This is a genomic window from Gordonia sp. Z-3, assembly GCF_036233855.1.
Lineage (GTDB): Bacteria > Actinomycetota > Actinomycetes > Mycobacteriales > Mycobacteriaceae > Gordonia > Gordonia tangerina.
Genome location: NZ_JAZARS010000003.1, coordinates 67,472 through 88,266 on the forward strand (window position 1 = coordinate 67,472; position 20,795 = coordinate 88,266).

At 66.5% G+C, this 20,795-nt stretch carries 24 protein-coding genes; 15 read left to right on the forward strand and 9 right to left on the reverse strand.

What is annotated here, in order from left to right; translation table 11 throughout:
- Positions 1-9: 9 nt before the first annotated feature.
- Positions 10-447, reverse strand: a complete 438-nt coding sequence (locus VX037_RS03950) for an MmcQ/YjbR family DNA-binding protein (RefSeq protein ID WP_328713307.1) — start codon at positions 445-447, stop codon at positions 10-12.
- A gap of 248 nt (positions 448-695) precedes the next feature.
- Between VX037_RS03950 and VX037_RS03955 the strand changes: the two genes are divergently transcribed.
- Positions 696-1,691 carry a TerC family protein gene (locus VX037_RS03955; protein ID WP_235722194.1) on the forward strand — a complete coding sequence of 332 codons (996 nt, stop codon included), beginning with the start codon at positions 696-698 and terminating at the stop codon, positions 1,689-1,691.
- Between the two features lie 29 nt (positions 1,692-1,720).
- Here the strand turns inward: VX037_RS03955 and VX037_RS03960 are convergent, their stop codons facing one another.
- Together VX037_RS03960 and VX037_RS03965 are read right to left on the reverse strand one after the other, a co-directional pair.
- Positions 1,721-2,005: a YciI family protein gene (locus VX037_RS03960; protein ID WP_328713308.1), complete on the reverse strand. Its 285-nt coding sequence runs from the start codon at positions 2,003-2,005 to the stop codon at positions 1,721-1,723.
- 45 nt (positions 2,006-2,050) lie between these two features.
- Entirely contained in the window at positions 2,051-2,632 is a 582-nt protein-coding gene (locus VX037_RS03965) for an amino-acid N-acetyltransferase (RefSeq protein ID WP_235722192.1), read from the reverse strand.
- A 139-nt stretch (positions 2,633-2,771) separates the two neighbouring features.
- Between VX037_RS03965 and pgsA the strand changes: the two genes are divergently transcribed.
- From pgsA to VX037_RS04000, 7 genes are all read left to right on the forward strand, one after another.
- Entirely contained in the window at positions 2,772-3,449 is a 678-nt protein-coding gene (pgsA, locus tag VX037_RS03970; RefSeq protein WP_235722191.1) for a CDP-diacylglycerol--glycerol-3-phosphate 3-phosphatidyltransferase, read from the forward strand.
- Positions 3,450-3,730: 281 nt separating this feature from the next.
- Positions 3,731-4,087 carry a helix-turn-helix domain-containing protein gene (locus tag VX037_RS03975; protein WP_235722190.1) on the forward strand — a complete coding sequence of 119 codons (357 nt, stop codon included), beginning with the start codon at positions 3,731-3,733 and terminating at the stop codon, positions 4,085-4,087.
- Positions 4,088-4,190: 103 nt separating this feature from the next.
- Positions 4,191-5,006 (forward strand): PspA/IM30 family protein, encoded by an 816-nt coding sequence (locus VX037_RS03980; protein WP_235722189.1) that lies wholly within the window; start codon positions 4,191-4,193, stop codon positions 5,004-5,006.
- A 105-nt stretch (positions 5,007-5,111) separates the two neighbouring features.
- Positions 5,112-6,302 carry a glycosyltransferase gene (locus VX037_RS03985; RefSeq protein WP_328713310.1) on the forward strand — a complete coding sequence of 397 codons (1,191 nt, stop codon included), beginning with the start codon at positions 5,112-5,114 and terminating at the stop codon, positions 6,300-6,302.
- A 24-nt stretch (positions 6,303-6,326) separates the two neighbouring features.
- Complete coding sequence (locus VX037_RS03990) at positions 6,327-6,521, forward strand: DUF3046 domain-containing protein (RefSeq protein WP_235722187.1); 195 nt, start codon at positions 6,327-6,329, stop codon at positions 6,519-6,521.
- A 244-nt stretch (positions 6,522-6,765) separates the two neighbouring features.
- On the forward strand, positions 6,766-7,809 hold the full coding sequence (gene recA / locus VX037_RS03995; protein WP_235722186.1) for a recombinase RecA: 1,044 nt from the start codon (positions 6,766-6,768) through the stop codon (positions 7,807-7,809).
- A 25-nt stretch (positions 7,810-7,834) separates the two neighbouring features.
- The gene (locus tag VX037_RS04000; protein ID WP_235722185.1) at positions 7,835-8,359 is read left to right on the forward strand and encodes a regulatory protein RecX; all 525 of its coding nucleotides are present in this window, start codon (positions 7,835-7,837) and stop codon (positions 8,357-8,359) included.
- Between the two features lie 30 nt (positions 8,360-8,389).
- Here VX037_RS04000 and VX037_RS04005 read toward each other — a convergent pair whose 3' ends face one another.
- From VX037_RS04005 to VX037_RS04020, 4 genes are read right to left on the reverse strand one after another with little or no spacing between them, the layout of a single operon-like run.
- The gene (locus tag VX037_RS04005; protein WP_328713312.1) at positions 8,390-9,283 is read right to left on the reverse strand and encodes an amino acid ABC transporter permease; all 894 of its coding nucleotides are present in this window, start codon (positions 9,281-9,283) and stop codon (positions 8,390-8,392) included.
- Positions 9,280-9,963, reverse strand: a complete 684-nt coding sequence (locus VX037_RS04010; protein WP_235722183.1) for an amino acid ABC transporter permease — start codon at positions 9,961-9,963, stop codon at positions 9,280-9,282. The genes VX037_RS04005 and VX037_RS04010 overlap by 4 nt, the downstream gene beginning before the upstream one ends.
- Positions 9,964-9,984: 21 nt before the next feature.
- On the reverse strand, positions 9,985-11,010 hold the full coding sequence (locus VX037_RS04015; protein ID WP_328713314.1) for a glutamate ABC transporter substrate-binding protein: 1,026 nt from the start codon (positions 11,008-11,010) through the stop codon (positions 9,985-9,987).
- 1 nt (position 11,011) lies between these two features.
- Entirely contained in the window at positions 11,012-11,740 is a 729-nt protein-coding gene (locus VX037_RS04020) for an amino acid ABC transporter ATP-binding protein (protein WP_328713458.1), read from the reverse strand.
- 159 nt (positions 11,741-11,899) lie between these two features.
- On the opposite strand from VX037_RS04020, the gene miaB reads away from it, so the two are divergent.
- Genes miaB through VX037_RS04035 form a run of 3 tightly spaced genes read left to right on the forward strand, consistent with a single transcriptional unit; the run spans position 11,900 to position 14,599 of the window.
- On the forward strand, positions 11,900-13,489 hold the full coding sequence (miaB, locus tag VX037_RS04025; protein WP_442903635.1) for a tRNA (N6-isopentenyl adenosine(37)-C2)-methylthiotransferase MiaB: 1,590 nt from the start codon (positions 11,900-11,902) through the stop codon (positions 13,487-13,489).
- On the forward strand, positions 13,489-14,109 hold the full coding sequence (locus VX037_RS04030) for an Rv2732c family membrane protein (RefSeq protein ID WP_235722181.1): 621 nt from the start codon (positions 13,489-13,491) through the stop codon (positions 14,107-14,109). The genes miaB and VX037_RS04030 overlap by 1 nt, the downstream gene beginning before the upstream one ends.
- Position 14,110: 1 nt before the next feature.
- Positions 14,111-14,599, forward strand: a complete 489-nt coding sequence (locus VX037_RS04035; RefSeq protein WP_287016031.1) for an acyl-CoA thioesterase — start codon at positions 14,111-14,113, stop codon at positions 14,597-14,599.
- A gap of 25 nt (positions 14,600-14,624) precedes the next feature.
- Here the strand turns inward: VX037_RS04035 and VX037_RS04040 are convergent, their stop codons facing one another.
- A complete protein-coding gene (locus VX037_RS04040) occupies positions 14,625-16,058 on the reverse strand; it encodes a DUF349 domain-containing protein (RefSeq protein WP_372512442.1) in 1,434 nt (477 codons plus the stop codon).
- Positions 16,059-16,249: 191 nt separating this feature from the next.
- Between VX037_RS04040 and VX037_RS04045 the strand changes: the two genes are divergently transcribed.
- From VX037_RS04045 to hflX, 4 genes are all read left to right on the forward strand, one after another.
- On the forward strand, positions 16,250-17,008 hold the full coding sequence (locus VX037_RS04045; protein ID WP_328713316.1) for a hypothetical protein: 759 nt from the start codon (positions 16,250-16,252) through the stop codon (positions 17,006-17,008).
- The gene (gene miaA, locus VX037_RS04050) at positions 17,005-17,922 is read left to right on the forward strand and encodes a tRNA (adenosine(37)-N6)-dimethylallyltransferase MiaA (RefSeq protein ID WP_328713318.1); all 918 of its coding nucleotides are present in this window, start codon (positions 17,005-17,007) and stop codon (positions 17,920-17,922) included. The genes VX037_RS04045 and miaA overlap by 4 nt, the downstream gene beginning before the upstream one ends.
- 23 nt (positions 17,923-17,945) lie before the next feature.
- Positions 17,946-18,869 (forward strand): diaminopimelate epimerase, encoded by a 924-nt coding sequence (gene dapF / locus VX037_RS04055; RefSeq protein WP_328713320.1) that lies wholly within the window; start codon positions 17,946-17,948, stop codon positions 18,867-18,869.
- A gap of 78 nt (positions 18,870-18,947) precedes the next feature.
- Positions 18,948-20,456, forward strand: a complete 1,509-nt coding sequence (gene hflX, locus VX037_RS04060; RefSeq protein ID WP_328713322.1) for a GTPase HflX — start codon at positions 18,948-18,950, stop codon at positions 20,454-20,456.
- Between the two features lie 58 nt (positions 20,457-20,514).
- Here the strand turns inward: hflX and VX037_RS04065 are convergent, their stop codons facing one another.
- Complete coding sequence (locus tag VX037_RS04065; protein WP_266062589.1) at positions 20,515-20,775, reverse strand: HPr family phosphocarrier protein; 261 nt, start codon at positions 20,773-20,775, stop codon at positions 20,515-20,517.
- Positions 20,776-20,795 lie beyond the last annotated feature (20 nt).

Genomic DNA, 20,795 nt, shown 5'->3' on the forward strand with positions numbered 1-20,795 from the left:
CGGCGTCGGTCAGTCGAGACCGTGCTCGGCCAGCCACGTGGCGGCCCGGCGCGCCGATGCCCGGCTCAGCCAGGCGTCCTGGATGATCTCGGTGAGTTCGTCCCGAGTGACCTCGGAAACCCTTGACGTGCGCAACAACACCGACAGATGTCCGTTGAAATGGTTCGTGGTGAAGAACGGTGACCGATCCTGCTGCACCAACGCGAGTTTGTCTGCCTCCGAGGCGACCCAGATGACCACCACGTCGTCGTAGCGTTCGCCCGTCACCGGGTCGACCGCATCAGGGCGGGGAGTGCGGAAGAACACGAACGACTTGCCGCCGACCTGGTAGACCGGCCGGTCGGCATGGGTGCCGGCATCGGTCACATGTGGCATGCCCCGGGCAGTCGTGTGGATGTCGGCCACCGACGCCGGACGCGTCCCGGCCGACCCGGATGCAGGCGCCATGGATGCAACCGTACGCGTGGGTGTACTAGGCTGGTCGACGATCGAAGAGGGGAGTATCCCCGACCTCGCGGCGTCCCCGTCAATACGGCCGCGTCCCGCCGACGATGCGGATCATCGTCGTCAGGACCGTCCCGGGTTCGTCGGTCGGCTCCCGGAGCGCACACGTACGTGGTGGGCGTCCGGTGTACCGGCGGGAGAGACCTCTGGCATCGCAACCGTTGTGCTGCGCGCTGGAGGAGATCGCTCGCATGGATGTTTCGTCAACCGTCTGGATTGTCACCTGTGTGGTGATCGCCGGACTCTTCGTCTTCGACTTCTTCGCCCACGTCCGGGTGCCACACGCCCCATCGCTGAAGGAATCGGGCTCGTGGTCGGCCGTGTACATCGGCATCGCCATCCTGTTCGGACTCTTCGTGTGGTGGCAGTGGGGAAGCACCTACGGTGGCGAATATTTCGCCGGGTATGTGACCGAGAAGGCGTTGTCGGTCGACAACCTGTTCGTGTTCGTCATCATCATGTCGAAGTTCGCGGTGCCCAAGGAGTATCAGCAGAAGGTGCTGCTGCTCGGCATCGTGATGGCACTCATCCTGCGCGGCCTGTTCATCGCGGTCGGTGCTGCTGCCATCAACGCCTACGCATGGGTCTTCTACCTGTTCGGTGCGTTCCTGATCTACACCGCGATCAAACTCGTCCGGGAAAGCGACGACCCGGTCGACCACGAGGAGCAGCGCGAAACCCGGCTGGAACGCTTCGTCAAGCGCCGTCTGCGCACCACTGACGACTACGACCGCGACAAGCTGTTCACACGCGTCAACGGCAAGCGGATGGCGACACCGATGCTGATGGTGTTGATCGTGATCGGGTTCACCGACATCCTGTTCGCCCTGGATTCGATCCCGGCTATCTACGGCCTGACCCAGGAGCCCTACCTGGTGTTCACCGCGAATGCGTTCGCGCTGATGGGGCTGCGACAGCTGTACTTCCTGCTCGGGGGGCTCCTCGACCGGCTGGTGTACCTGTCCTACGGACTCTCGTTCATCCTGGCGTTCATCGGCGTCAAGCTGGTGCTGCACGCCCTGCACGAGAACACCCTGCCGTTCATCAACGGCGGTGAGCACGTGTCGGTGCCCGAGATCACCACCCCGGTGTCGCTGGGGGTCATCGTGCTGACGCTGGTCATCACCACCGTCGCAAGCCTGATGAGTTCGAAGAAGCCGAAACAGTCGGAGTCCTCGGAGACCTGACCCAACGCGGCGCCGGTGCCGTTGACGTATCAGGAACCGAACGGACCGAACACCTCGGTCCACTCCACCACTCGGATCCCGTCGACGGCCCGGTGCGCGTTGAACGGGTCGTTGGCCAGGAACGCCTCGGCGGCGTCGAGCGACGCGGCCTGGATGAGGATCAGCGCGCCGGAGCCGTCCGGGTAGGGGCCGCAGGCCAGTACGTTGCCCGCGCGGAACTCCTCACCGAGCCATTCGCGGTGCAGCGGCCGGTGTTCGTCGCGGTCGGCAGCCTTGGCGGGTTCGTAGGTGTAGTGCACGGCGAAGATGGTCATCGTCGACTCCTGTTGGTTCAGTGCGGTCGGATCGGTGCGGTCGGATCAGTCGAGCGCGGCCAGCATGCGGGTGTTACCCAGGGTGTTGGGCTTGACATAGCTCAGGTCCAGGAACTCGGCGACGCCGGTGTCGTAGGAGCGGCACATCTCCTCGAACACCTCCCGGGTCACCGGCGTCCCGTCGATCTCGGCGAAGCCGTGCCGCGCGAAGAAGGACGTCTCGAAGGTGAGCACGAACACGCGCGACAGTTGCAGTTCACGTGCGACATCCATCAGCCGGGCGACCAGTCGGTGGCCGATGCCGCGGCCGGCATACCCGGTGTCGACGGCGACCGTGCGCACCTCGCCGAGGTCGGCCCACAGGACATGCAGTGCACCGCACCCGACCACCACACCGTCGATGTCGGCGACCCAGAACTCCTGGACCGACTCGTAGAGCGTGACGAGGTTCTTCTCGAGCAGGATCCGCCCGGCGTACTGATCGATGAGTTCCTTGATCCGCGGGACATCGGAGGTACGGGCCCGGCGGATGGCCACCGCGCGGGCCGAGTCCGGGCCCGCCGCACTCGATTCCGACGATGTGGGGTCCGCGGGCGACGACGCCGGCTCGGGGGCGACAGGAGGCATGGCATCACAGAGTAGTCGCGAACGTGACCCGGGCGCACGGACCGGCGACATCGGCCAGATAGGCTGGCATCGTGTGGGAGCAGTATCGTCGGGTCAGCGTGCGGCCACAACCGACGCAACCACAACGGATCCGGGCATCATGACCGATCGTGTGCGTCGTGCAGTCGAGGAGAGCGGTCTCGCGAATGCCGGGCGCGGTCCCGATCACATCACCGACCCGGTCGACCCGGTTCCGGTCGTCAACATCGCCAACGCGCTCACCGTCTTCCGGATCGTTCTCGTCCCGGTCTTCATTGTGGCGTTGTTTCTCGGCGGCGGTCACGACACCGGTTGGCGCATCGCGGCCGCAGTGATTTTCGGCATCGCCGCGATCACCGATCGTTATGACGGCCGCCTGGCCCGCGAGCGCGGTCTCGTCACCGACTTCGGCAAGATGGCCGACCCGATCGCGGACAAGGCGCTCATCGGTTCGGCACTGGTGGGCTTGTCGATCCTCGGAGATCTGTCGTGGTGGGTCACCATCGTGATCCTCATCCGTGAACTCGGGGTCACCGCCCTGCGGTTCTGGGTTCTGCGCCACGGCGTCATCCCGGCCAGTCGCGGTGGGAAGCTCAAGACGTTGCTGCAGGCGGTGGCCATCGGGCTGTATCTGTTGCCGTTGGCCGGACTGTGGCATGTGGCGGCCGCGGTGACCATGGGGACCGCCGTGATCGCCACCGTCTTCACCGGCGGTGACTACGTGTGGCAGGCGCTCGTCCTGCGCCGACGCTCGCTCGCCGGTCGGACCGATGAGGGGCGCGCGAGGACGCCCGACTGACACGCCCGGCGTGTTCGCCCCTGGCGCAATCGGCTCGCGGTGCGCAGTGCGGCAGCGGCGGTGAACTTCGACTACTGTCGTGGCACGGACGGCGGAGAGGTCGGCGGAACTCGCCGCGGGGTCGACGCGTTGATGTGGTGTACCCCGGGGCGTCGAACCGATCCGACGTCATGGACACGTCGGACGTCACGAACCACCCGATGTCATGATGTGCAGAGTCGTCACGATGTGCAGTACGGCCGGTGAGCAGTCGCGGACGGTAAGCAGTGAGGAGGACCTCGATGGCAGTGCTACTGCGTGAGGCGCTGGGAGACAGCCTGCGCCGGGTGCGCACCGCGCAGGGCCGGACCCTGCGTGAGGTGTCCACCGATGCCCGGGTCAGCCTCGGGTATCTCTCGGAGGTCGAGCGAGGTCAGAAGGAGGCGTCGAGCGAACTGCTGGCCTCCATCTGTGATGCGCTCGACGTCGAGATCGCCGAACTCCTGCTCGACGTAGGGCACGCGATGCTGCCCGCCGGCGACGAACACCTCGTCGGTTCCACGGACCCGGTGGCTGCGGGCGAGATGGGTGTGCTCGATGCGAAGGTCGTCATCCCCGGCCCCGGTGGTCGTACCGAGGCGGCACTGGCAGCGGCGTGAGGTCGGTTGTCGAACCGACCCGACCCGTCGCCCCGCGTCGGCCACAACGGCTAGATTGGTTACACACCGCAGGCGAATACCGGACTATGGAGTTGACGCAAGTATGGCGAACCCGTTCGTGAAGTTGTGGCGCTATCTGATGGCACTCGGCAACGCGAAGATCGACGAGAACGCGGATCCGAAGGTCCAGATCCAGCAGGCCATCGAGGATGCGCAACGACAGCATCAGGCGCTGTCGCAACAGGCCGCCTCCGTGATCGGCAACCAGCGACAACTGGAGATGAAACTCAACCGGCAGCTCGAGGAGATCGAGAAGCTGCAGGCCAACACGCGCCAGGCGCTGACCCTGGCCGATCAGGCCAGCTCGGCCGGTGACACGCAGAAGACTCAGGAGTACACCAACGCCGCAGAGGCCTTCGCCGCGCAGCTCGTCACCGCCGAGCAGAGCGTAGAGGATCTCAAGGTGCTCCACGATCAGTCGTTGCAGGCAGCTGAACAGGCCAAACAGGCCGTCGAGCGCAATGCGATGATGCTGCAGCAGAAGCTGGCGGAGCGGTCCAAGCTGCTCAGCCAGCTCGAACAGGCGAAGATGCAGGAGCAGGTCAGTGCGTCGCTCAACCAGATGAGCGAACTGTCGGTGCCGGGTAACACACCCAACCTCGATCAGGTCCGCGACAAGATCGAACGCCGCTACGCCAACGCACTCGGCCAGGCCGATCTCGCCCGCAACTCGGTGCAGGGGCGGATGCACGAGGTCGAACAAGCCGGGGTCCAGATGGCCGGCCATGCGCGTCTCGAACAGATCCGCGCCAGCATGTCCGGCGGCGCGCTGCCGTCCTCGGGATCGGCCGAAACCGCCGCGCCGGCGCAGCCGACCGCGCAGCCGGGCACCGAACAGCCCCCCCAAACGGGCAACTGACAGACGAACATCTGAGCATGACCGCACCGACGGCCTCCTACCGACGTGGGGGGCCGTCGTCGTGTGCGGTCGGTGTTCGAATCCGAGTTCCCGCCGAGGAGGGTTGTGGCACGAGTCGCCATCGTCGCGGGACCTGATGCCGGGCATGCGTTTCCGGCGTTCGCACTCGCCGAGCGGCTGACCGCCGCGGGGATCGAGGCTGTCGTGTACACCGGTGCGCGGTGGTGCGCAGACGCCGGGACCCGGGACGTCCGTGTCGAGGTACTACCCGGACTGGCCGCACTCCCCACCGACGACGACACCGATGCCGGCGCCAAATTGAGCCACCGTGCAGCGCGGATAGCGTCGGCCTTGGCGCCGATCCTCACCACCACATGCGTCGACCTGGTCATCTCCGATGTGATCACCGTTGGCGGAGCGTGGGCGGCCGAATTGGCGGGTGTTCCGTGGATCGAGTTGTCGCCGCACCCGCTGTACCGGGCGTCGGCCGGTCGCCCGCCGATCGGGGCCGGTCTCGAACCGGGCGTGGGCCGGGTGGGTCGCCTGCGCGACACGGCCATGCGTGCGGCCACGGCGCGTTCGGTGCGGTCGGGTGAACGGCAACGAGCCCGGTCGCGGGCGACGATCGGACTGTCCGGCCCCAGCGAGGAACCGATCGCACGTTTGGTGGCCACTCTTCCTGCCCTGGAGGTGTGGCGACCGGATTGGCCCGCCGACACACATCTGATCGGCCCATTGCTGTGGGAACCCACCGACGCGGTCTTCGATCGACCCGTGGGCGACGGACCCGTGGTGCTCGTGGCGCCGTCCACCGCCGTCACCGGTGCGGCGGACATGGTGTCGACGTCTCTGGCGGCGCTGACCGGCGAACTCGCCGATCTTTCGGTGCGGGTGGTGGTCTCTGCGCTGCAGATCCCCGACGGGGTCGAACCGACGGCGCAGGTGACGGTGGGCACCGCCCGCCAGGACGAGGTGCTCACCGACGCGACCTTGGCGATCTGCGGTGGCGGACACGGAATGTTGGCCAAGGCATTGAAGGCCGCCGTGCCGGTGGTGACGGTGCCCGGTGGTGGGGATCAGTGGGAACTGGCCAATCGTGTCCGGCGGCAGGGCAGTGGTGTGCTGGTTCGGCCGTTGGATGTCGGGTCGATGGCGGCCGCGGTGCGGCAGGTGCTGTCCGATCCGGGATTCGCCGCCGCGGCCGCACAGGCGTCGGGTTCGGCGCGGGAGGTCGCCGATCCGGTCCGCATCGTGCAGTGGCTGCTGGGTCGGATGGCTGCCCGATCGGACGGGTGATCGGCTTCGCGTAGGCTGACGGCGATGCGTCTCACCGAGTTCACCGAGCTGATGACCGAGGAATTCGGCGCACAGTCGGCCGATTCGATCCTTCTCGACCACGTGCTGATCGATTTCGGCGGTCGGACCGGGGCGCAGGCCATCGACGACGGGATCGACCCGCGCGACGTATGGGTGGCCATCTGCCGGGATTTCGACGTCCCGCGCCACCGTTGGTGATCGCAGGCGTGTCACGCTTGCCATCGAACACATGTTCGTCCATTCTGAATCCAGAAGGAACCGCGCTCGCCTCCGGTGCGTCATAACCACGGGACACGAGCCAACCCACGAACCGAGAGCAGCCGTCCCCGGCCTGTTCAGCAAACTTGTCAGACCCCGTGGCTAGCGTGCACATCACGTCAGCAACTTCAGCAGACCACCACATCCACGACCGGCCACCGGTCAGAGTTCGGAGGAGAATCTCATGGCACCAGCACCGCAGGATCGGGAGAAGGCACTCGATCTGGCCCTCGCCCAGATCGACAAGAGCTTCGGCAAGGGGTCGGTCATGCGACTCGGCGAGGAGACCCGCCAGCCGATCGAGGTGATCCCCACCGGCTCCATCTCGCTCGACGTGGCGCTCGGCATCGGCGGTCTGCCGCGTGGCCGGATCATCGAGGTCTACGGCCCGGAGTCGTCGGGCAAGACGACCGTGGCGCTGCATGCGGTCGCCAATGCCCAGGCGCAGGGCGGGATCGCGGCGTTCATCGACGCCGAGCACGCGCTCGATCCCGACTACGCCGCCAAGCTCGGGGTGGACACCGACGCGCTGCTGGTGTCGCAGCCCGACACCGGTGAGCAGGCTCTCGAGATCGCCGACATGCTGATCCGCTCCGGTGCGCTGGACATCCTGGTCATCGACTCCGTGGCCGCGCTGGTGCCGCGTGCGGAGATCGAGGGCGAGATGGGTGACAGTCACGTGGGTCTGCAGGCGCGATTGATGAGCCAGGCGTTGCGCAAGATGACCTCAGCGCTGAGCAACTCCAAGACCACGGCCATCTTCATCAACCAGCTGCGCGAGAAGATCGGGGTGATGTTCGGCTCGCCGGAGACCACCACCGGCGGTAAGGCGTTGAAGTTCTACTCCTCGGTCCGTCTCGACGTGCGACGGATCGAGACGCTGAAGGATGGCACCGATGCGGTGGGTAACCGGACGCGAGTGAAGATCGTCAAGAACAAGGTTGCCCCGCCGTTCAAACAGGCCGAGTTCGACATCCTCTACGGCCACGGCATCAGCAAGGAGGGCTCGCTGATCGACATGGGTGTGGCCGAGGGATTCATCCGCAAGTCCGGATCGTGGTTCACCTACGAGGGCGATCAGCTCGGTCAGGGCAAGGAGAACGCGCGCAAGTTCTTGATCGAGAACGACGACATCCGCGACGAGATCGAGAAGAAAATCAAGGAGAAGCTGGGTATCGGCGCGGTGGTCGATGCCGACGACGTCGCTCCGGCGCCGGTGGAGTTCTGATATCACCGACGTTCGGATACCACCGATGAGCACCACTTCGGACCCCGAGGAACGAACCGGACCCAGCGCCTGGGATGCGGCACTCCGTCTTCTCGGGGTCCGAGCTCGTTCCCGCCACGAGATGATCGACCGGCTCGCGCGGAAAGGCTTCGACAGCGACACCGTCGACGAGGTGATGGCCCGGCTCGACAAACATCATCTCATCGACGACGAGGATTTCGCCGCCGAGTGGGTGCGTTCGCGGCATGCCCATTCGGCACGCGGACGCGTCGCGCTACGACAGGAACTGCGGGCAAAGGGAATCGACGCCGGCATCGTGGAGTCCGCCCTGGCCGACCTCGACCCCGAGGACGAGCGTGTGGCGGCCACCGACCTGATCGCCAAGAAGCTCACGCCGAGTCAGGTCGATCGACTTCAGGAAGACCCGGCATCGCGTGACGCCGTGTTCCGTCGGCTCGTCGGCATGCTGATGCGCCGTGGGTATGCCCAGTCCCTGGCCATCGAGGTGGTCACCGAATCGCTGGATGCAGTGACCACCTCGACGGACTGATCGATCGGCTCGACACCGAATCCGGTTGCGCTACTTCTTGCCGAAGGTTGGCATGTTCTCGGCGGCGGCCTGGTCGGCCTCCTCGTGGTCGGCCACGGCGGTCTTTCGTCGCCCACCACGCAGTCGCGCCTCGAGGAAGGTGGCGAACGACGACAATCCGAAGTTGATGAGGATCATCACAATGGCCACCACGACGAGCGCCGGGAGGTAGTTGCCGTAGTACGACGCGGATTGGATGCCCGAGCGGACCACCTCGACATAGCCGATGGCATAACCGAGCGCACTGTCCTTGAGTGCGATCACCATCTGCGAGATGAGGGCGGGCAGCATCGCGGTCACCGCCTGCGGCAGCAGAATCACCCGCATCATCTGACTCTTGCGCAAGCCCAGGGCCTGCGATGCCTCGGTCTGACCCTTCGGCAACGAATTGATACCCGAACGAATGATCTCGGCGATCACCGAGCCGTTGTACAGCGTCAGCCCGGTGACCACCGCCGCGAAGGCCAGTTGTGACGACGGGAAGATCGCGTAGTCGGCGAACAGGTAGTACGCGAAGATCATCAGGATCAGCACCGGGATCGCACGGAACACCTCGACGATCAGTCCGGAGACGGCGCGTACCCAGGTGTGGTCGGAGAGTCGCCCGATGCCGAGCACCGCACCGAAGATCAGCGCGAACACGATCGACAGGGCGGCTGCTTTCAGAGTGCCCCACAACCCCGGCAGGATGTACGTGGTCCACGTCGTCGACTTGACGAACGGGTTCCATTTGTCCGCGGTGAGCTGATCGTTGCCGGCCAGAACGTAGATCACGTAGGCCGCGACCGCCACCAGGATGGTGATGAACACCACGGCGATGATCGCGTTGCGGCGTCGTGCCTTGGGGCCTGGTGCGTCGTAGAGGACGGTGGCGTTGGCGCTCATCGCTTCACCGCCAGACGCTTGGCGAGGTAACCGAACACGAATCCCTCCGTCAGCGTGATGATCATGAATCCGATGGCGATGATCGCGAACACCGCGATGATCTGGTCAGAAAACGTCTCGATCTCTTCCTTCATCAGCAGCGATGCCTCCGCGACACCGATCACCGAGGCCACCGTGGTGTTCTTCGTGAGCGCGATGAGCACGCTTCCCAGCGGGCCGATGACGGACCGAATCGCCTGCGGCAGCACGATGATCCCGAAGACCTGAGGAAAGGTGAGACCCAGAGAACGCGCCGCCTCGGCCTGCCCGAGGGGCACCGTGTTGAAGCCCGACCGGAGGGTCTCGCACACGAAGGTCGCCGTGTAGAGGATGAACGCCAGCACGGCGAGCCAGAAGTTGTTGTTCTCGATGAAGTTCTCGTTGTCGGGTGCCAGCGCGAGACCGAGGTTCTGATAAAGGCCGATCGAGCAGAACAGCACGATCAGTGTCAACGGGGTGTTGCGCACCACGTTGACGTACACGTCGGCAAATCCGCGCATCACCGGAACCGGCGACACCCGCATCGCAGCCAGCAGGGTGCCCCAGATCAGCGCCCCGATCGCCGAGAAGAACGTGAGTTTCAGCGTCACCCAGAAAGCCGGCCACAGCTGTGGCCCCATATCCGCCCAGAGTTCACTCATGTCGGTGCTCCACCTCCCTCGTCAGCTCAGGCCCGGTGGGCACGGTCTGGGTTCCGATTCCAGGAATTCCAGGTCCCCGGGTGTCGGCGTGAACTCGTACTGCGAATCGAGCTCCTCGGCGCGGGCCATCATCCGGTCGACCTCTTCGTCGCCGATGGCGTCACGCAGCGCCGCATCCCACGGGGACGTCCCGTCGGGACCCGGCTGCATCATCTCGTCCAGGGCCTCGTTGACCGCGGTGACGACCTCCGGGCTGTCCTTCGCGAGGCCGATTCCGTAGTACTCGGTGGAGAACGGGGTACCCGCTGTCTTGAGGGCGTCCTTCACGCAGGCGTCCTGCGGATAGTTCATGTCGACGAGTTTGAATTCGTCGGGAAAGAAGTTGGCATACCCGGCGAGAATGACCTCGTCGGTGGTCAACGCGTCGACCTTGCCGCGCCGCAGCGCCTCCACACAACTCGAATAGGAGTCGTACTCCTGGAGCTGGACCGATGGAAGCTGCGCCTTCACGTTCTGAGCGGACGTGGAGCCGGTGACCGAGCACAGCTTCTTGCCCTTGTTGAGGTCGGTCAGCGTGGTGATCGAATCGTCGTCATCGCGGACCAGTAGACCCTGGTAATTGATCAGGTACGGACCGGCGAAATCGACTTCGTTCGCGCGCGACGAGGTGATCGAATAGGTGGCCGCGATCATGTCGACCTCGCCGTTCTTGATGAGCGTCTCGCGCTGTGCCGATGGCGTCTCCCGCCACTGGATCTCCGGGTGCTCCACCCCGAGGGAATCGGCGATGCTGTTGACCACATAGGTCGAGACCGCCGGATCGAACCCGGTCACGGATTTGTCGGGGTTTCGGATGCCGAGGCCGGGCTGATCGTATTTTGTTCCGAGCACCACGGTGCCCTCGCGTATCGAGTCGACGAGATTGCGCGGCTCAGAACTGCCGCATCCCGCGAGTGTCGCGGCCAGGAGGGCAGCAACTACCGCCAACAGGCCGAGGGTGGAGGTGCGCGGTACACGTCTGCGCGATGTCACTGGTGATCTGTTCATCTCAGTGACCGAGGATCTTTCCAAGGAAATCTCGTGCGCGTTCGGACTTCGGTTGCGAGAAGAAGCTTTCGGGATCTGAATCCTCCACGATCGCGCCGTCGGCCATGAAGATGACGCGATCGGCTGCTTTGCGGGCAAAACCCATCTCGTGGGTCACCACGAGCATGGTCATGCCCTCCTTGGCGAGCGACACCATGACGTCGAGAACCTCGTTGACCATCTCGGGATCGAGTGCCGAGGTCGGTTCGTCGAACAACATGATCTTCGGGTCCATGGCCAGCGACCGGGCGATCGCCACACGTTGCTGCTGACCACCCGACAACTGGGCCGGGTATTTGTCCTTCTGGCTTGCTATCCCGACCCGTTCGAGAAGTTCGAGTGCTCGCTTGTTCGCGTCAGCCTTGTTCTTCTTACGCACCTTCATCGGAGCGAGGGTCACGTTCTCCAGGATTGTTTTGTGGGCGAAGAGGTTGAAGGACTGGAAGACCATCCCCACGTCGGCACGTAGCCGGGCCAGATCGCGGCCCTCGTCGGGAAGCGTGCGGCCCTCGACCTCGATCACGCCGCTGTCGACCGGTTCCAGGCGGTTGATGGTGCGGCACAGCGTTGACTTGCCCGATCCCGACGGGCCGAGGACCACGACGACCTGTCCGGCCGGAACCTCGAAATCGATGTCACGCAGCACATGCAGATCACCGAAGTGCTTCTGTACGTTCTTCATCGCGATCATCGGCTGTGTCCGGGAGGTGGGCCCGGCCGTTGTGGAGTCGTCCGTCGGCGATTCGGTCATAGTGGCTCACACTAGTGTGATGGATGCGACTCGTCCTGTTCATCGGTGAACCGTGCGCGTATTTGGGACCGATTTGCCCACGCCCGTACCCTGGAAGCCGTGAGTATCGAGTTGTCCGATCGGCATGTTGCCGCTCGGAAGGGTGTCCGGGCGGCCCTGGCCGACGACGTGTCCGCGGGCAGTGGCCGCAGCTATCAGGTGCGGACCTACGGCTGCCAGATGAACGTGCACGATTCCGAACGCATCGCCGGACTGCTCGAAGACGCCGGGTATGTCAAGGCCGACGACGGCGACGACCCCGATCTCGTGGTGTTCAACACGTGCGCGATCCGCGAGAATGCCGACAACAAACTCTATGGCAATCTCTCGCACCTCGCGCCGGTGAAGTCCGAGCGGCCGGGAATGCAGATCGCCGTCGGTGGCTGCCTGGCGCAGAAGGACAAGGACTCGGTGCTGCGCAAGGCGCCCTGGGTGGACGTGGTGTTCGGCACCCACAACATCGGTTCGCTGCCCGCGCTGCTCGAACGAGCCCGTCACAACGAGTCGGCGCAGGTCGAGATCCTGGAGTCGCTGGAACGCTTCCCGTCCACGCTGCCCGCCAAGCGGGACTCGGCGTACTCCGGGTGGGTGTCGGTGTCGGTGGGATGCAACAACACCTGCACCTTCTGCATCGTGCCGTCGCTGCGTGGCAAAGAGGTCGACCGTCGCCCCGGTGACGTGCTCGCCGAGGTGTCGGCGCTGGTCGAGCAGGGTGTGCTGGAGGTGACCCTGCTGGGTCAGAACGTGAACGCCTACGGTATGTCGTTCGCCGATCCGGACCAACCGCGTAACCGCGGTGCCTTCGCCGAACTGCTGCGGGCCTGCGGTGAGATCGATGGTCTCGAGCGTGTCAGGTTCACCTCGCCGCATCCGGCCGAGTTCACCGATGACGTCATCGATGCCATGGCCGAGACACCCAACGTCTGCCCACAGCTGCACATGCCGCTGCAATCGGGTTCCGACCGTGTTCTGAAGTCGATGCGCCGCAGCTATCGGCAACGTAAGTTCCTCGGCATCCTGGAGAAGGTGCGAGCAGCGATGCCCCATGCGGCCATCACCACCGACATCATCGTCGGATTCCCCGGTGAGACCGAAGAGGACTTCCAGCAGACACTGGATGTGGTTGCCGCCGCACGGTTCTCGAGCGCATTCACCTTCCAGTACTCACCGCGGCCCGGTACCCCGGCCGCGACGATGCCCGACCAGGTTCCGCCGGAGGTCGTGGGGGAGCGGTATCGCCGACTCATCGATCTACAGGAACAGATCTGCCTCACGGAGAATCAGAAGTTGCTCGGTACCGAGGTGGAGCTGTTGGTGGTGGCCGACGAGGGCCGCAAGTCGGCCCACACCGGACGTCGCACCGGGCGCGCTCGCGACGGTCGACTGGTGCACTTCGCGCCGGCACCTCACGGCGACGACGAGACGATCCGTCCGGGCGACGTGGTGACCACCCGGGTCACCGGCGCTGCTCCGCACCATCTGATCGCCGACGCCGGGGTCGACAGTCATCGGCGGACCCGGGCCGGGGACGCCCATGCTGCCAGCCGGATGCCGACGACGGCACCGGTCGGGGTGGGGCTGGGGATGCCCGGTATCGGAGCGGCGCCCGCAGAATCGGTCGGCGTGGGATGTTCAGGAGGATGCGGCTGATGACTGCCGACAAGGACCAAGAGGTCGACCACGGTCAGGACGCCGCCGGCGGCCTCGCCGCCTACGAAAGCGATCTGCGTCGAGCTGAACGTAAGGTCGCCGGGGAGATCGATCCCGGTATGCGTGCGGTGGTCGTCGCGGTAGGTGTGCTGGTAGCGATGCTGTCGATGGTGTTGCCGCACACCGGTACCGCCAGTGGGATCGAGGTGCTCACCTTCGCCCCGGACGCCGACGCCGAACGCGTCACCATCACCTCGGAGGTGTTCGTCTACCTGTTGACGATCTTCGGCATCGGTGTGTCGGCATTCGCCCTGCTGACCCGACGGTGGCTGCTGGCGTGGATAGCGCTGTGCGGCAACGCCGTCGCCTGCGTGGCCGGCATGCTGGCGTGGTGGTCACGCAACACTCCCGGCGTCGGAGGCATCGAGCCACCGTCCGGGGTGGGCATCGGACTGATCATCGGCTGGCTCGCCGTTCTGGTGCTGACCTTCCACTGGGCGCGTGTCGTCTGGGCCCGTAGCACCTACCATCTGGCGCTCGAGGAACAACGGCGCAAAGAGGCGGCCACGCGCGACGCGGTGGCGCGATCCTTGCAGCTCAAGCCGGACCGCGACGCCTGACGTGGGCGAGCACACATCCGGCAGACTTCCGAGCGTCGCGGATTATCGCGCGCACGTCACCGAAAAGGTTCGGTACGCCGACACCGATCGCCAAGGTCATGTCAACAACGCCGTGTTCGCGACGTTCCTCGAATCCGGGCGGGTGGCGGTGCTCTACGACCCGCAGGCACCGCTGGCCGGGCCCGGCACCTCATTCGTGATCGCTCGGCTCGAGCTGGACTTCCGTGCCGAGATGACCTGGCCGGGTGACATCGTTGTCGGTACCCGCGTGGCCTCACTCGGTCGCAGTTCCATCGTGCTCGAACAGGGCATATTCCAGGCTGATACGTGCGTGGCGACTGCCACGACCGTCATCGTCGCCTTCGACGACTCCACTCGCCGGTCCCGACCGCTCCCGGAATCCGCCGTGACGATCCTGCGTGCCCTGACCGTGTCGACGGCAGGTGGCTCGACGACGGACGAAACGACGTCGGGTGGGTCGACGAACTGAGCGCCGACCGCCCGGCGTGCGTCCCTCAGCGGTCGGCGATGGCGCTGGCTGCGGCGTCTGCCCACTCTCGCCACTGCGCAGCCTGTTCCCGAAGCTTCACGGCGTCCTTGGCCTTGCCACGGTCATCGGCCTTGCGGGCCTGATCCTCGAGTTGCGCGGCGCGGTCGGCGAATTGTGCGGCGCGCGCCTGTGCCTCCGGATCGGTTCGCTGCCATTGTGCATCTTCCGCGTCGCGGATGCGCTTCTCGAGGGCGCGTGCGCGTCCCTCGAGTGAACCCATCTGATCGCGCGGAACCTTGCCGATCTCGTCCCACTGGTCGCGGAAGGCGCGAAATTCGCGTCGCGCGGCATCGAGGTCGGCGGCCGGGTCGATGGACTTCTCGGCGTGCTCCAACAGTGCCAGCTTCGCGGCCCCGTTTGCCGCGAATTCGTTGTCGCGCTCCGACGTGGCGGCGTTGCGGGCCGAGAAGAACACGTCCTGGGCGGCTTTGAACCGCTGCCACAAAGCGTCGTCGGCGTCGCGCGGTGCGCGTCCGGCGGCCTTCCACTCGGTGAGCAGTTCACGGAAGCGTGCCGAGGTGGCGCCCCAATCGGTGGATGTGGACAGTTCCTCGGCGCGCGTGATCAGCTCTTCCTTGCGGGCCTTCGCGCCCGCTCGTTCACGGTCGAGCTCGGCGAAATGGGCGCCCCGCCGCCGATTGAACGCGTCACGCGCCTTCGCGTAGCGCTTCCACAACGCATCGTCGGTCTTGCGGTCGACACCCTTGATGGACTTCCATTCATCGAGGATGGCCCGCAACCGATCCCCGGCCACCTTCCACTGGGTGGATTCGGCGCCGATGTCCTCGGCCTCGGCGGCCAACGCCTCCTTGCGGGCGATGGCCGTGGCGCGGGCCTGCTCTCGTTCGGCCTTGATCGAGTCGGCCACCTCGTCGGCGCTGCCCACGATCACCGTCAGCCGCTGCTCGAGGGCGGCGACATCACCGATCACTGCGGCGGTCGGTAGCGCATCGAGCAGATGGCGCGCGGCGGTCTGCGCCTTGCGTGGATCACCCGACCGTGCCGCCAGACGTTCCTCGAGGATCTCCACCTCGGTGGCGAGGTCATCGAACTTGCGGGAGAAATGCGCCAGTCCATCCTCGATGGAACCTGCTTGCCAGGAACCGATCTGACGCTCGCCGTCGGTGGTCTTCAGCCACACCACACCGTCGGCGTCGATTCGGCCGAACTCGTGCGGGTCGCCGCACGGTACAGGCGTGGGCACCGGGTGCACATCGGCGGCGCGTGGGCGCGGCCCGGGGCGAGGTCCGGGCTTGGGGCCCGGCTTGGGCATCGGATGCGGCTTGGGCGGGCCCGGGGTCGGCGCGGTCGGCTCGGCGGGTCGGGATGCCGCGGGCTCGACACGCCCCGGATCGGCGCCCCCCGGATCGGCTGGAGTGGGATCTGTCGGATTCGTCATGTGCAGGTGCCCTCTCCCGCAGGTTGATGCCGCGCGCCACGGCTGCCGTCACGTCGAGGCCTGCACCGACGTACCGACGCCACAGGCTGCCCCCATTGAACCAGGTCAGGGTGTGCCGTGTGGGCGCTGCGGTGACATTGCGGCCGGACGCGGTGCGCTGGTGGCCCAACGGGTCGACTAGCGTCGTGAACGTGCTGGCGTCCGTGGTCTTCGTCCCGAGTGCTCCGCTGCTGGTGCCACAGGTCGCGGGGCCGGGCGCCACCGACACCGAGGCGGTACGGGAAGCGACCCGCACGGCCGGTCGGGAACTGGCCGCCGCGGCCACAGAGTTCGTGGCGATCGGCGCGCGCGACGATGATTCGGCGGCCGAGATCGGGGTGGACGGCGACTTCGGACGGTTCGGGGTGCCCATGGCGGTGACACTGCGCCGTCCGGCCGCTGTCGCGGTTCAGTCCGGTACCGCACGCAAGGACACGCTCGATCTGTCGCCGTCGGATCTGCCGCTGTCGATGCTGATCGCGGGGTGGTTACGTGCCGAGTCCGGCATCGAGGCCGTCGAACCGGTCACGGTGGCGCGCGATGCCCTGCCGGCCGACTGTACGCGGGTGGGCGCCGAACTACGGAGGCGGATAGACGCCGATCCCGGTCGGGTGGGGGTGCTGGTGGTGGCCGACGGCGCTACCGCACTGTCGGCGCGAGCACCTGGTGGCGGCCTGCGACCCGGTGCGGTGGACATGCAGCGACGCATCGACCAAGCCCTGGCGGCTGCCGACACCGACACGCTCGCGGCGTTGGACCCGACGGCATGTGCGCACGCGGGTGTCGCGGGCCGTCCGGCGTGGCAGGTCGCCGCCGCACTGTGTTCGGGTCGGCAGTTCGCCTCGCGGCTCGCCTATCGCGATGCGCCGTTCGGGGTCGGCTACACGGTGGTCACGTGGACGCCGCGATGACCGGTTCCAGCGGGCCCGTTCCGATCGCGATCGTGGGTCCGACGGCGAGCGGCAAATCCGATCTCGCCCTCGACATCGCCGAACACGTCGGCGGCGAGATCGTCAACCTCGATGCGATGCAGCAATACCGCGGGATGGACATCGGTACCGCGAAGGTGCCCGTCGCCGACCGCCGCGGCATCCCTCATCATCAGATCGACGTGCTCGACGTGACCGAGACCGCCACCGTCGCGCGTCACCAACGTGGCGCCGGAGCCGACGTCGACCGCGTGCGGGCCGCGGGACGGGTGCCGGTCCTCGTCGGCGGATCGATGATGTACATCCAGGGCCTGCTCGACGACTGGCGGTTCCCCGCGACCGATCCGCAGGTACGTGGCCGGTACGAGGCGCTGCTCGATGAGATCGGTGTCGCGGCGCTGCACCGGCGTCTGGCCGAGGTGGATCCGGACGCGGCCGCATCCATTCTCGCCACCGACGGTCGGCGTATCGTGCGGGCCCTGGAGGTGGTCGAACTGACCAGCGCGCCGTTCGCGGCGTCGGCGCCGAAGATCGGGGAGCCACGCTGGCACACGCGCATCCTGGCCCTCGACCGGGACACCGCCGATCTCGACGCACGCATCCGGGTGCGCACCCGGCAGATGTTCGCGCTCGGCCTCGTCGACGAGGTGGCGCAGTTGTGTCTGGCCGGTCTGCGCTCGGGGCGCACGGCGTCCCGAGCCATCGGCTATGCGCAGGTCCTCGCCGCGTTGGACGGCGAGTACGACATGGACACCGCCGAGGAGTTGACCTTCATCGGCACGCGCCGGTACGTCCGCAGGCAACGGTCATGGTTTCGACGCGACCACCGCATCACCTGGCTCGACGCCGCCCAGGACGATGTGCCGGCGCAAGCCCTGCGGATTGTGGAGGCTTAGGCTTCGCCTCGTACGCTGGTGGGGTGACGGCCACAACCTCGGGTGACCAGACGCCCGCCCTGCATTTCGTCAAGGGCCACGGGACCCAGAACGATTTCGTCATCCTGACCGATCCGGCGGCACACCTCGACCTGACCCAAGCCCACGTCGCGGCATTGTGTGACCGGCGGCGTGGAATCGGCGCGGACGGTCTGCTGCGGGTGGTGCGGTCGGCCGCACTGGTGGAACGCGGAGTGCTCGACGCCCTCCCGGATGGGGTCGCGCCCGATGACTGGTTCATGGACTATCGCAACGCCGACGGCTCCATCGCCGAGATGTGCGGAAACGGGGTGCGGGTCTTCGCCCATCACCTGCGCGCCTCCGGTCTGGTCGCCGCGGACCGCTTCACGGTCGGATCACGCGCCGGCGCTCGACCGGTTGTCGTCCATGCCCACGACGCCGTCCACGCCGACGTCACCGTCGAGATGGGGACGGTCCGCCGCGACGGCGACTCGCTGGTGCGAATCGGCGACGACGTCTATCGCGGTGTGATGATCGACGTCGGCAACCCGCACCTGGCCTGCGTGGTACCGGATCTGACCGCGACCGACCTGGCGGCCATCGATTTCTCCGACGGGGTGGTCCTCGAGCCGGGCGCGTTCGCGCACGGCGCGAACGTCGAGATCGTGACCGCCCCCGGCACCCCCGACGGCCAGGGCCGGCTACCGGCGTCGATGCGGGTGTTCGAACGCGGTGTCGGGGAGACTCGGAGCTGCGGGACCGGTCTGGTGGCTGCCGGTGCCGCAGTGCTGGCACACCAGGGTGAGTCGGCGGGCACGCTGTGCATCACCGTGCCGGGAGGTCGGGTCGAGGTGGGTATCCGGGCGGACGGTTCCCATCTCCGTGGCCCGTCGATGCTGGTCGCCGAAGGCCACCTGCGGCCGGGATGGGATCGGCCCGCGAGCTGACCGCGGCACCACGTCCGGCCACCGCGCGGAAAACGGGATGCTTCCCGCACGTCGGGCGTGACATCATGGATGTCACCCATGACAGAATCAGCAATCACACCACCACCTCGTCCGGCCAACCGAGATCTGGCCGACTCCGATCTGGCCGACCTGCCCGACGCATCCGATGACGGCACCGCCGGGCACGACATCTTGGCGGGGTTGTCCCGACCGACCACCGGTGAGCTCCAGCTCGAGGAACGCGCGTCTCTGCAGCGTGTCGCCGGTCTCTCCACCGAACTCACCGACGTCACCGAGGTCGAGTACCGCCAACTGCGCCTCGAGCGGGTGGTATTGGTAGGCGTCTGGACCGAGGGCACCGCCGCCCAGGCCCGGGCCAGCATGACCGAACTCGCCGCGCTGGCCGAGACCGCGGGCTCGCAGGTACTCGACGCGTTGATCCAGCGACGTTCTCGGCCCGACTCGGCCACCTACATCGGTTCGGGAAAGGCCGACGAACTGCGCGCGGCCGTCTTGGAGACGGGTGCGGACACGGTGATCTGCGATGGTGAACTCACCCCGGCACAGCTGACCGCCCTGGAGAAGGTGGTCAAGGTCAAAGTCATCGACCGTACCGCGCTGATCCTCGACATTTTCGCGCAGCACGCGACTTCGCGGGAAGGCAAGGCCCAGGTGTCGCTGGCACAGATGGAATACATGCTCCCGCGACTGCGTGGTTGGGGTGAGTCGATGTCGCGGCAGGCCGGCGGTCGTGCCGGCAGCAACGGTGGTGTCGGTCTGCGTGGACCGGGTGAGACGAAGATCGAGACCGACCGCAGGCGGATTCGCGAACGGATGGCCAAGTTGCGCCGCGAGATCCGCGCGATGAAGAAGTCCCGCACGGTGATGCGTGCGGCCCGCGAGCGCAACGAGATTCCGCGGCTCACCGTGGCCGGCTACACCAACGCGGGTAAGTCCAGCCTGGTCAATGCGATGACCGGCTCGGGTGTCCTGGTGCAGGATGCGCTGTTCGCCACCCTGGATCCGACCACCCGCCGCGCCACACTCGATGATGGTCGAGCAGTGGTGTTCACCGACACCGTCGGGTTCGTCCGACATCTGCCCACACAGCTGGTCGAGGCGTTCCGGTCGACTCTGGAAGAAGTGGTGGACGCTGATCTGCTGCTCCACGTCGTCGACGGTGCCGACCCGTTCCCGGTCGAGCAGATCTCCGCGGTGCGCCGCGTCATCAACGAGGTCGTCGCCGAGGAGGGTGCCACCGCGCCGCCCGAACTGTTGGTGGTCAACAAGATCGACGCAATCGATGCCACCCGGATGGCGGAGTTGCGGGGCGCGCTCGGCGACGCGGTTTTCGTGTCCGCGCGCACCGGCGAAGGTTTGCCGGAACTGTTCGAGCGGGTGCGCGAGTTCATCGGTCGGTCCGACGTGGAACTGACCATCGACGTGCCCTACACCCGTGGCGACCTCATCTCGCGTATCCACGGGGAGGGTGAGGTGCTGACCAGCGAGCACACCGCCGACGGCACCACCATGCGGGTCCGGGTCCCCGCCGCGTTCGCGGGCATCCTGGAGCCGTTGCGGGCCTGACCGGACAGCAGACGACCCCGCCGCAGGTCATGCGACGGGGCCGTGGTCGACGTTGCGGTCAGTCCGCGTCGAGATCCTTGGCGACAAGTGCGGCGATCGCGTCGAGGGTGCTCTGATCGTCGGCGGTCACCACCACATCGGTACCCTTCTCCGCCCCCAGGGTCATGATCATCAGCGCCGAACCGGCATCCACCGGGTCACCGCCCTCGAGTGACAGAGTGACGGTGGCGCCGGTGTCGGCCACCGCCTCGGCGATGATCGTCGCGGGACGGGCGTGCAGGCCGACGGCCGAGCCGACGGTGACTGTGGTGCTGGGCATTGGTGATACTCCTTTGCTTG

Bases quoted from the DNA above. Each gene is read 5' to 3' on its own strand.
- pgsA (WP_235722191.1), top strand. From the start codon at position 2,772: ATGACCGATCGTGTGCGTCGTGCAGTCGAGGAGAGCGGTCTCGCGAAT.
- VX037_RS03980 (WP_235722189.1), top strand. From the start codon at position 4,191: ATGGCGAACCCGTTCGTGAAGTTGTGGCGCTATCTGATGGCACTCGGC.
- VX037_RS03975 (WP_235722190.1), top strand. From the start codon at position 3,731: ATGGCAGTGCTACTGCGTGAGGCGCTGGGAGACAGCCTGCGCCGGGTG.
- VX037_RS03965 (WP_235722192.1), bottom strand. From the start codon at position 2,632: ATGCCTCCTGTCGCCCCCGAGCCGGCGTCGTCGCCCGCGGACCCCACA.
- VX037_RS03990 (WP_235722187.1), top strand. From the start codon at position 6,327: ATGCGTCTCACCGAGTTCACCGAGCTGATGACCGAGGAATTCGGCGCA.
- VX037_RS04040 (WP_372512442.1), bottom strand. From the start codon at position 16,058: ATGACGAATCCGACAGATCCCACTCCAGCCGATCCGGGGGGCGCCGAT.
- miaA (WP_328713318.1), top strand. From the start codon at position 17,005: ATGACCGGTTCCAGCGGGCCCGTTCCGATCGCGATCGTGGGTCCGACG.
- VX037_RS04020 (WP_328713458.1), bottom strand. From the start codon at position 11,740: ATGATCGCGATGAAGAACGTACAGAAGCACTTCGGTGATCTGCATGTG.
- VX037_RS03955 (WP_235722194.1), top strand. From the start codon at position 696: ATGGATGTTTCGTCAACCGTCTGGATTGTCACCTGTGTGGTGATCGCC.
- recA (WP_235722186.1), top strand. From the start codon at position 6,766: ATGGCACCAGCACCGCAGGATCGGGAGAAGGCACTCGATCTGGCCCTC.
- VX037_RS04030 (WP_235722181.1), top strand. From the start codon at position 13,489: ATGACTGCCGACAAGGACCAAGAGGTCGACCACGGTCAGGACGCCGCC.
- hflX (WP_328713322.1), top strand. From the start codon at position 18,948: ATGACAGAATCAGCAATCACACCACCACCTCGTCCGGCCAACCGAGAT.
- VX037_RS04015 (WP_328713314.1), bottom strand. From the start codon at position 11,010: ATGAACAGATCACCAGTGACATCGCGCAGACGTGTACCGCGCACCTCC.
- VX037_RS03960 (WP_328713308.1), bottom strand. From the start codon at position 2,005: ATGACCATCTTCGCCGTGCACTACACCTACGAACCCGCCAAGGCTGCC.
- VX037_RS04065 (WP_266062589.1), bottom strand. From the start codon at position 20,775: ATGCCCAGCACCACAGTCACCGTCGGCTCGGCCGTCGGCCTGCACGCC.
- VX037_RS04010 (WP_235722183.1), bottom strand. From the start codon at position 9,963: ATGAGTGAACTCTGGGCGGATATGGGGCCACAGCTGTGGCCGGCTTTC.
- VX037_RS04005 (WP_328713312.1), bottom strand. From the start codon at position 9,283: ATGAGCGCCAACGCCACCGTCCTCTACGACGCACCAGGCCCCAAGGCA.
- VX037_RS03950 (WP_328713307.1), bottom strand. From the start codon at position 447: ATGGCGCCTGCATCCGGGTCGGCCGGGACGCGTCCGGCGTCGGTGGCC.
- VX037_RS04000 (WP_235722185.1), top strand. From the start codon at position 7,835: ATGAGCACCACTTCGGACCCCGAGGAACGAACCGGACCCAGCGCCTGG.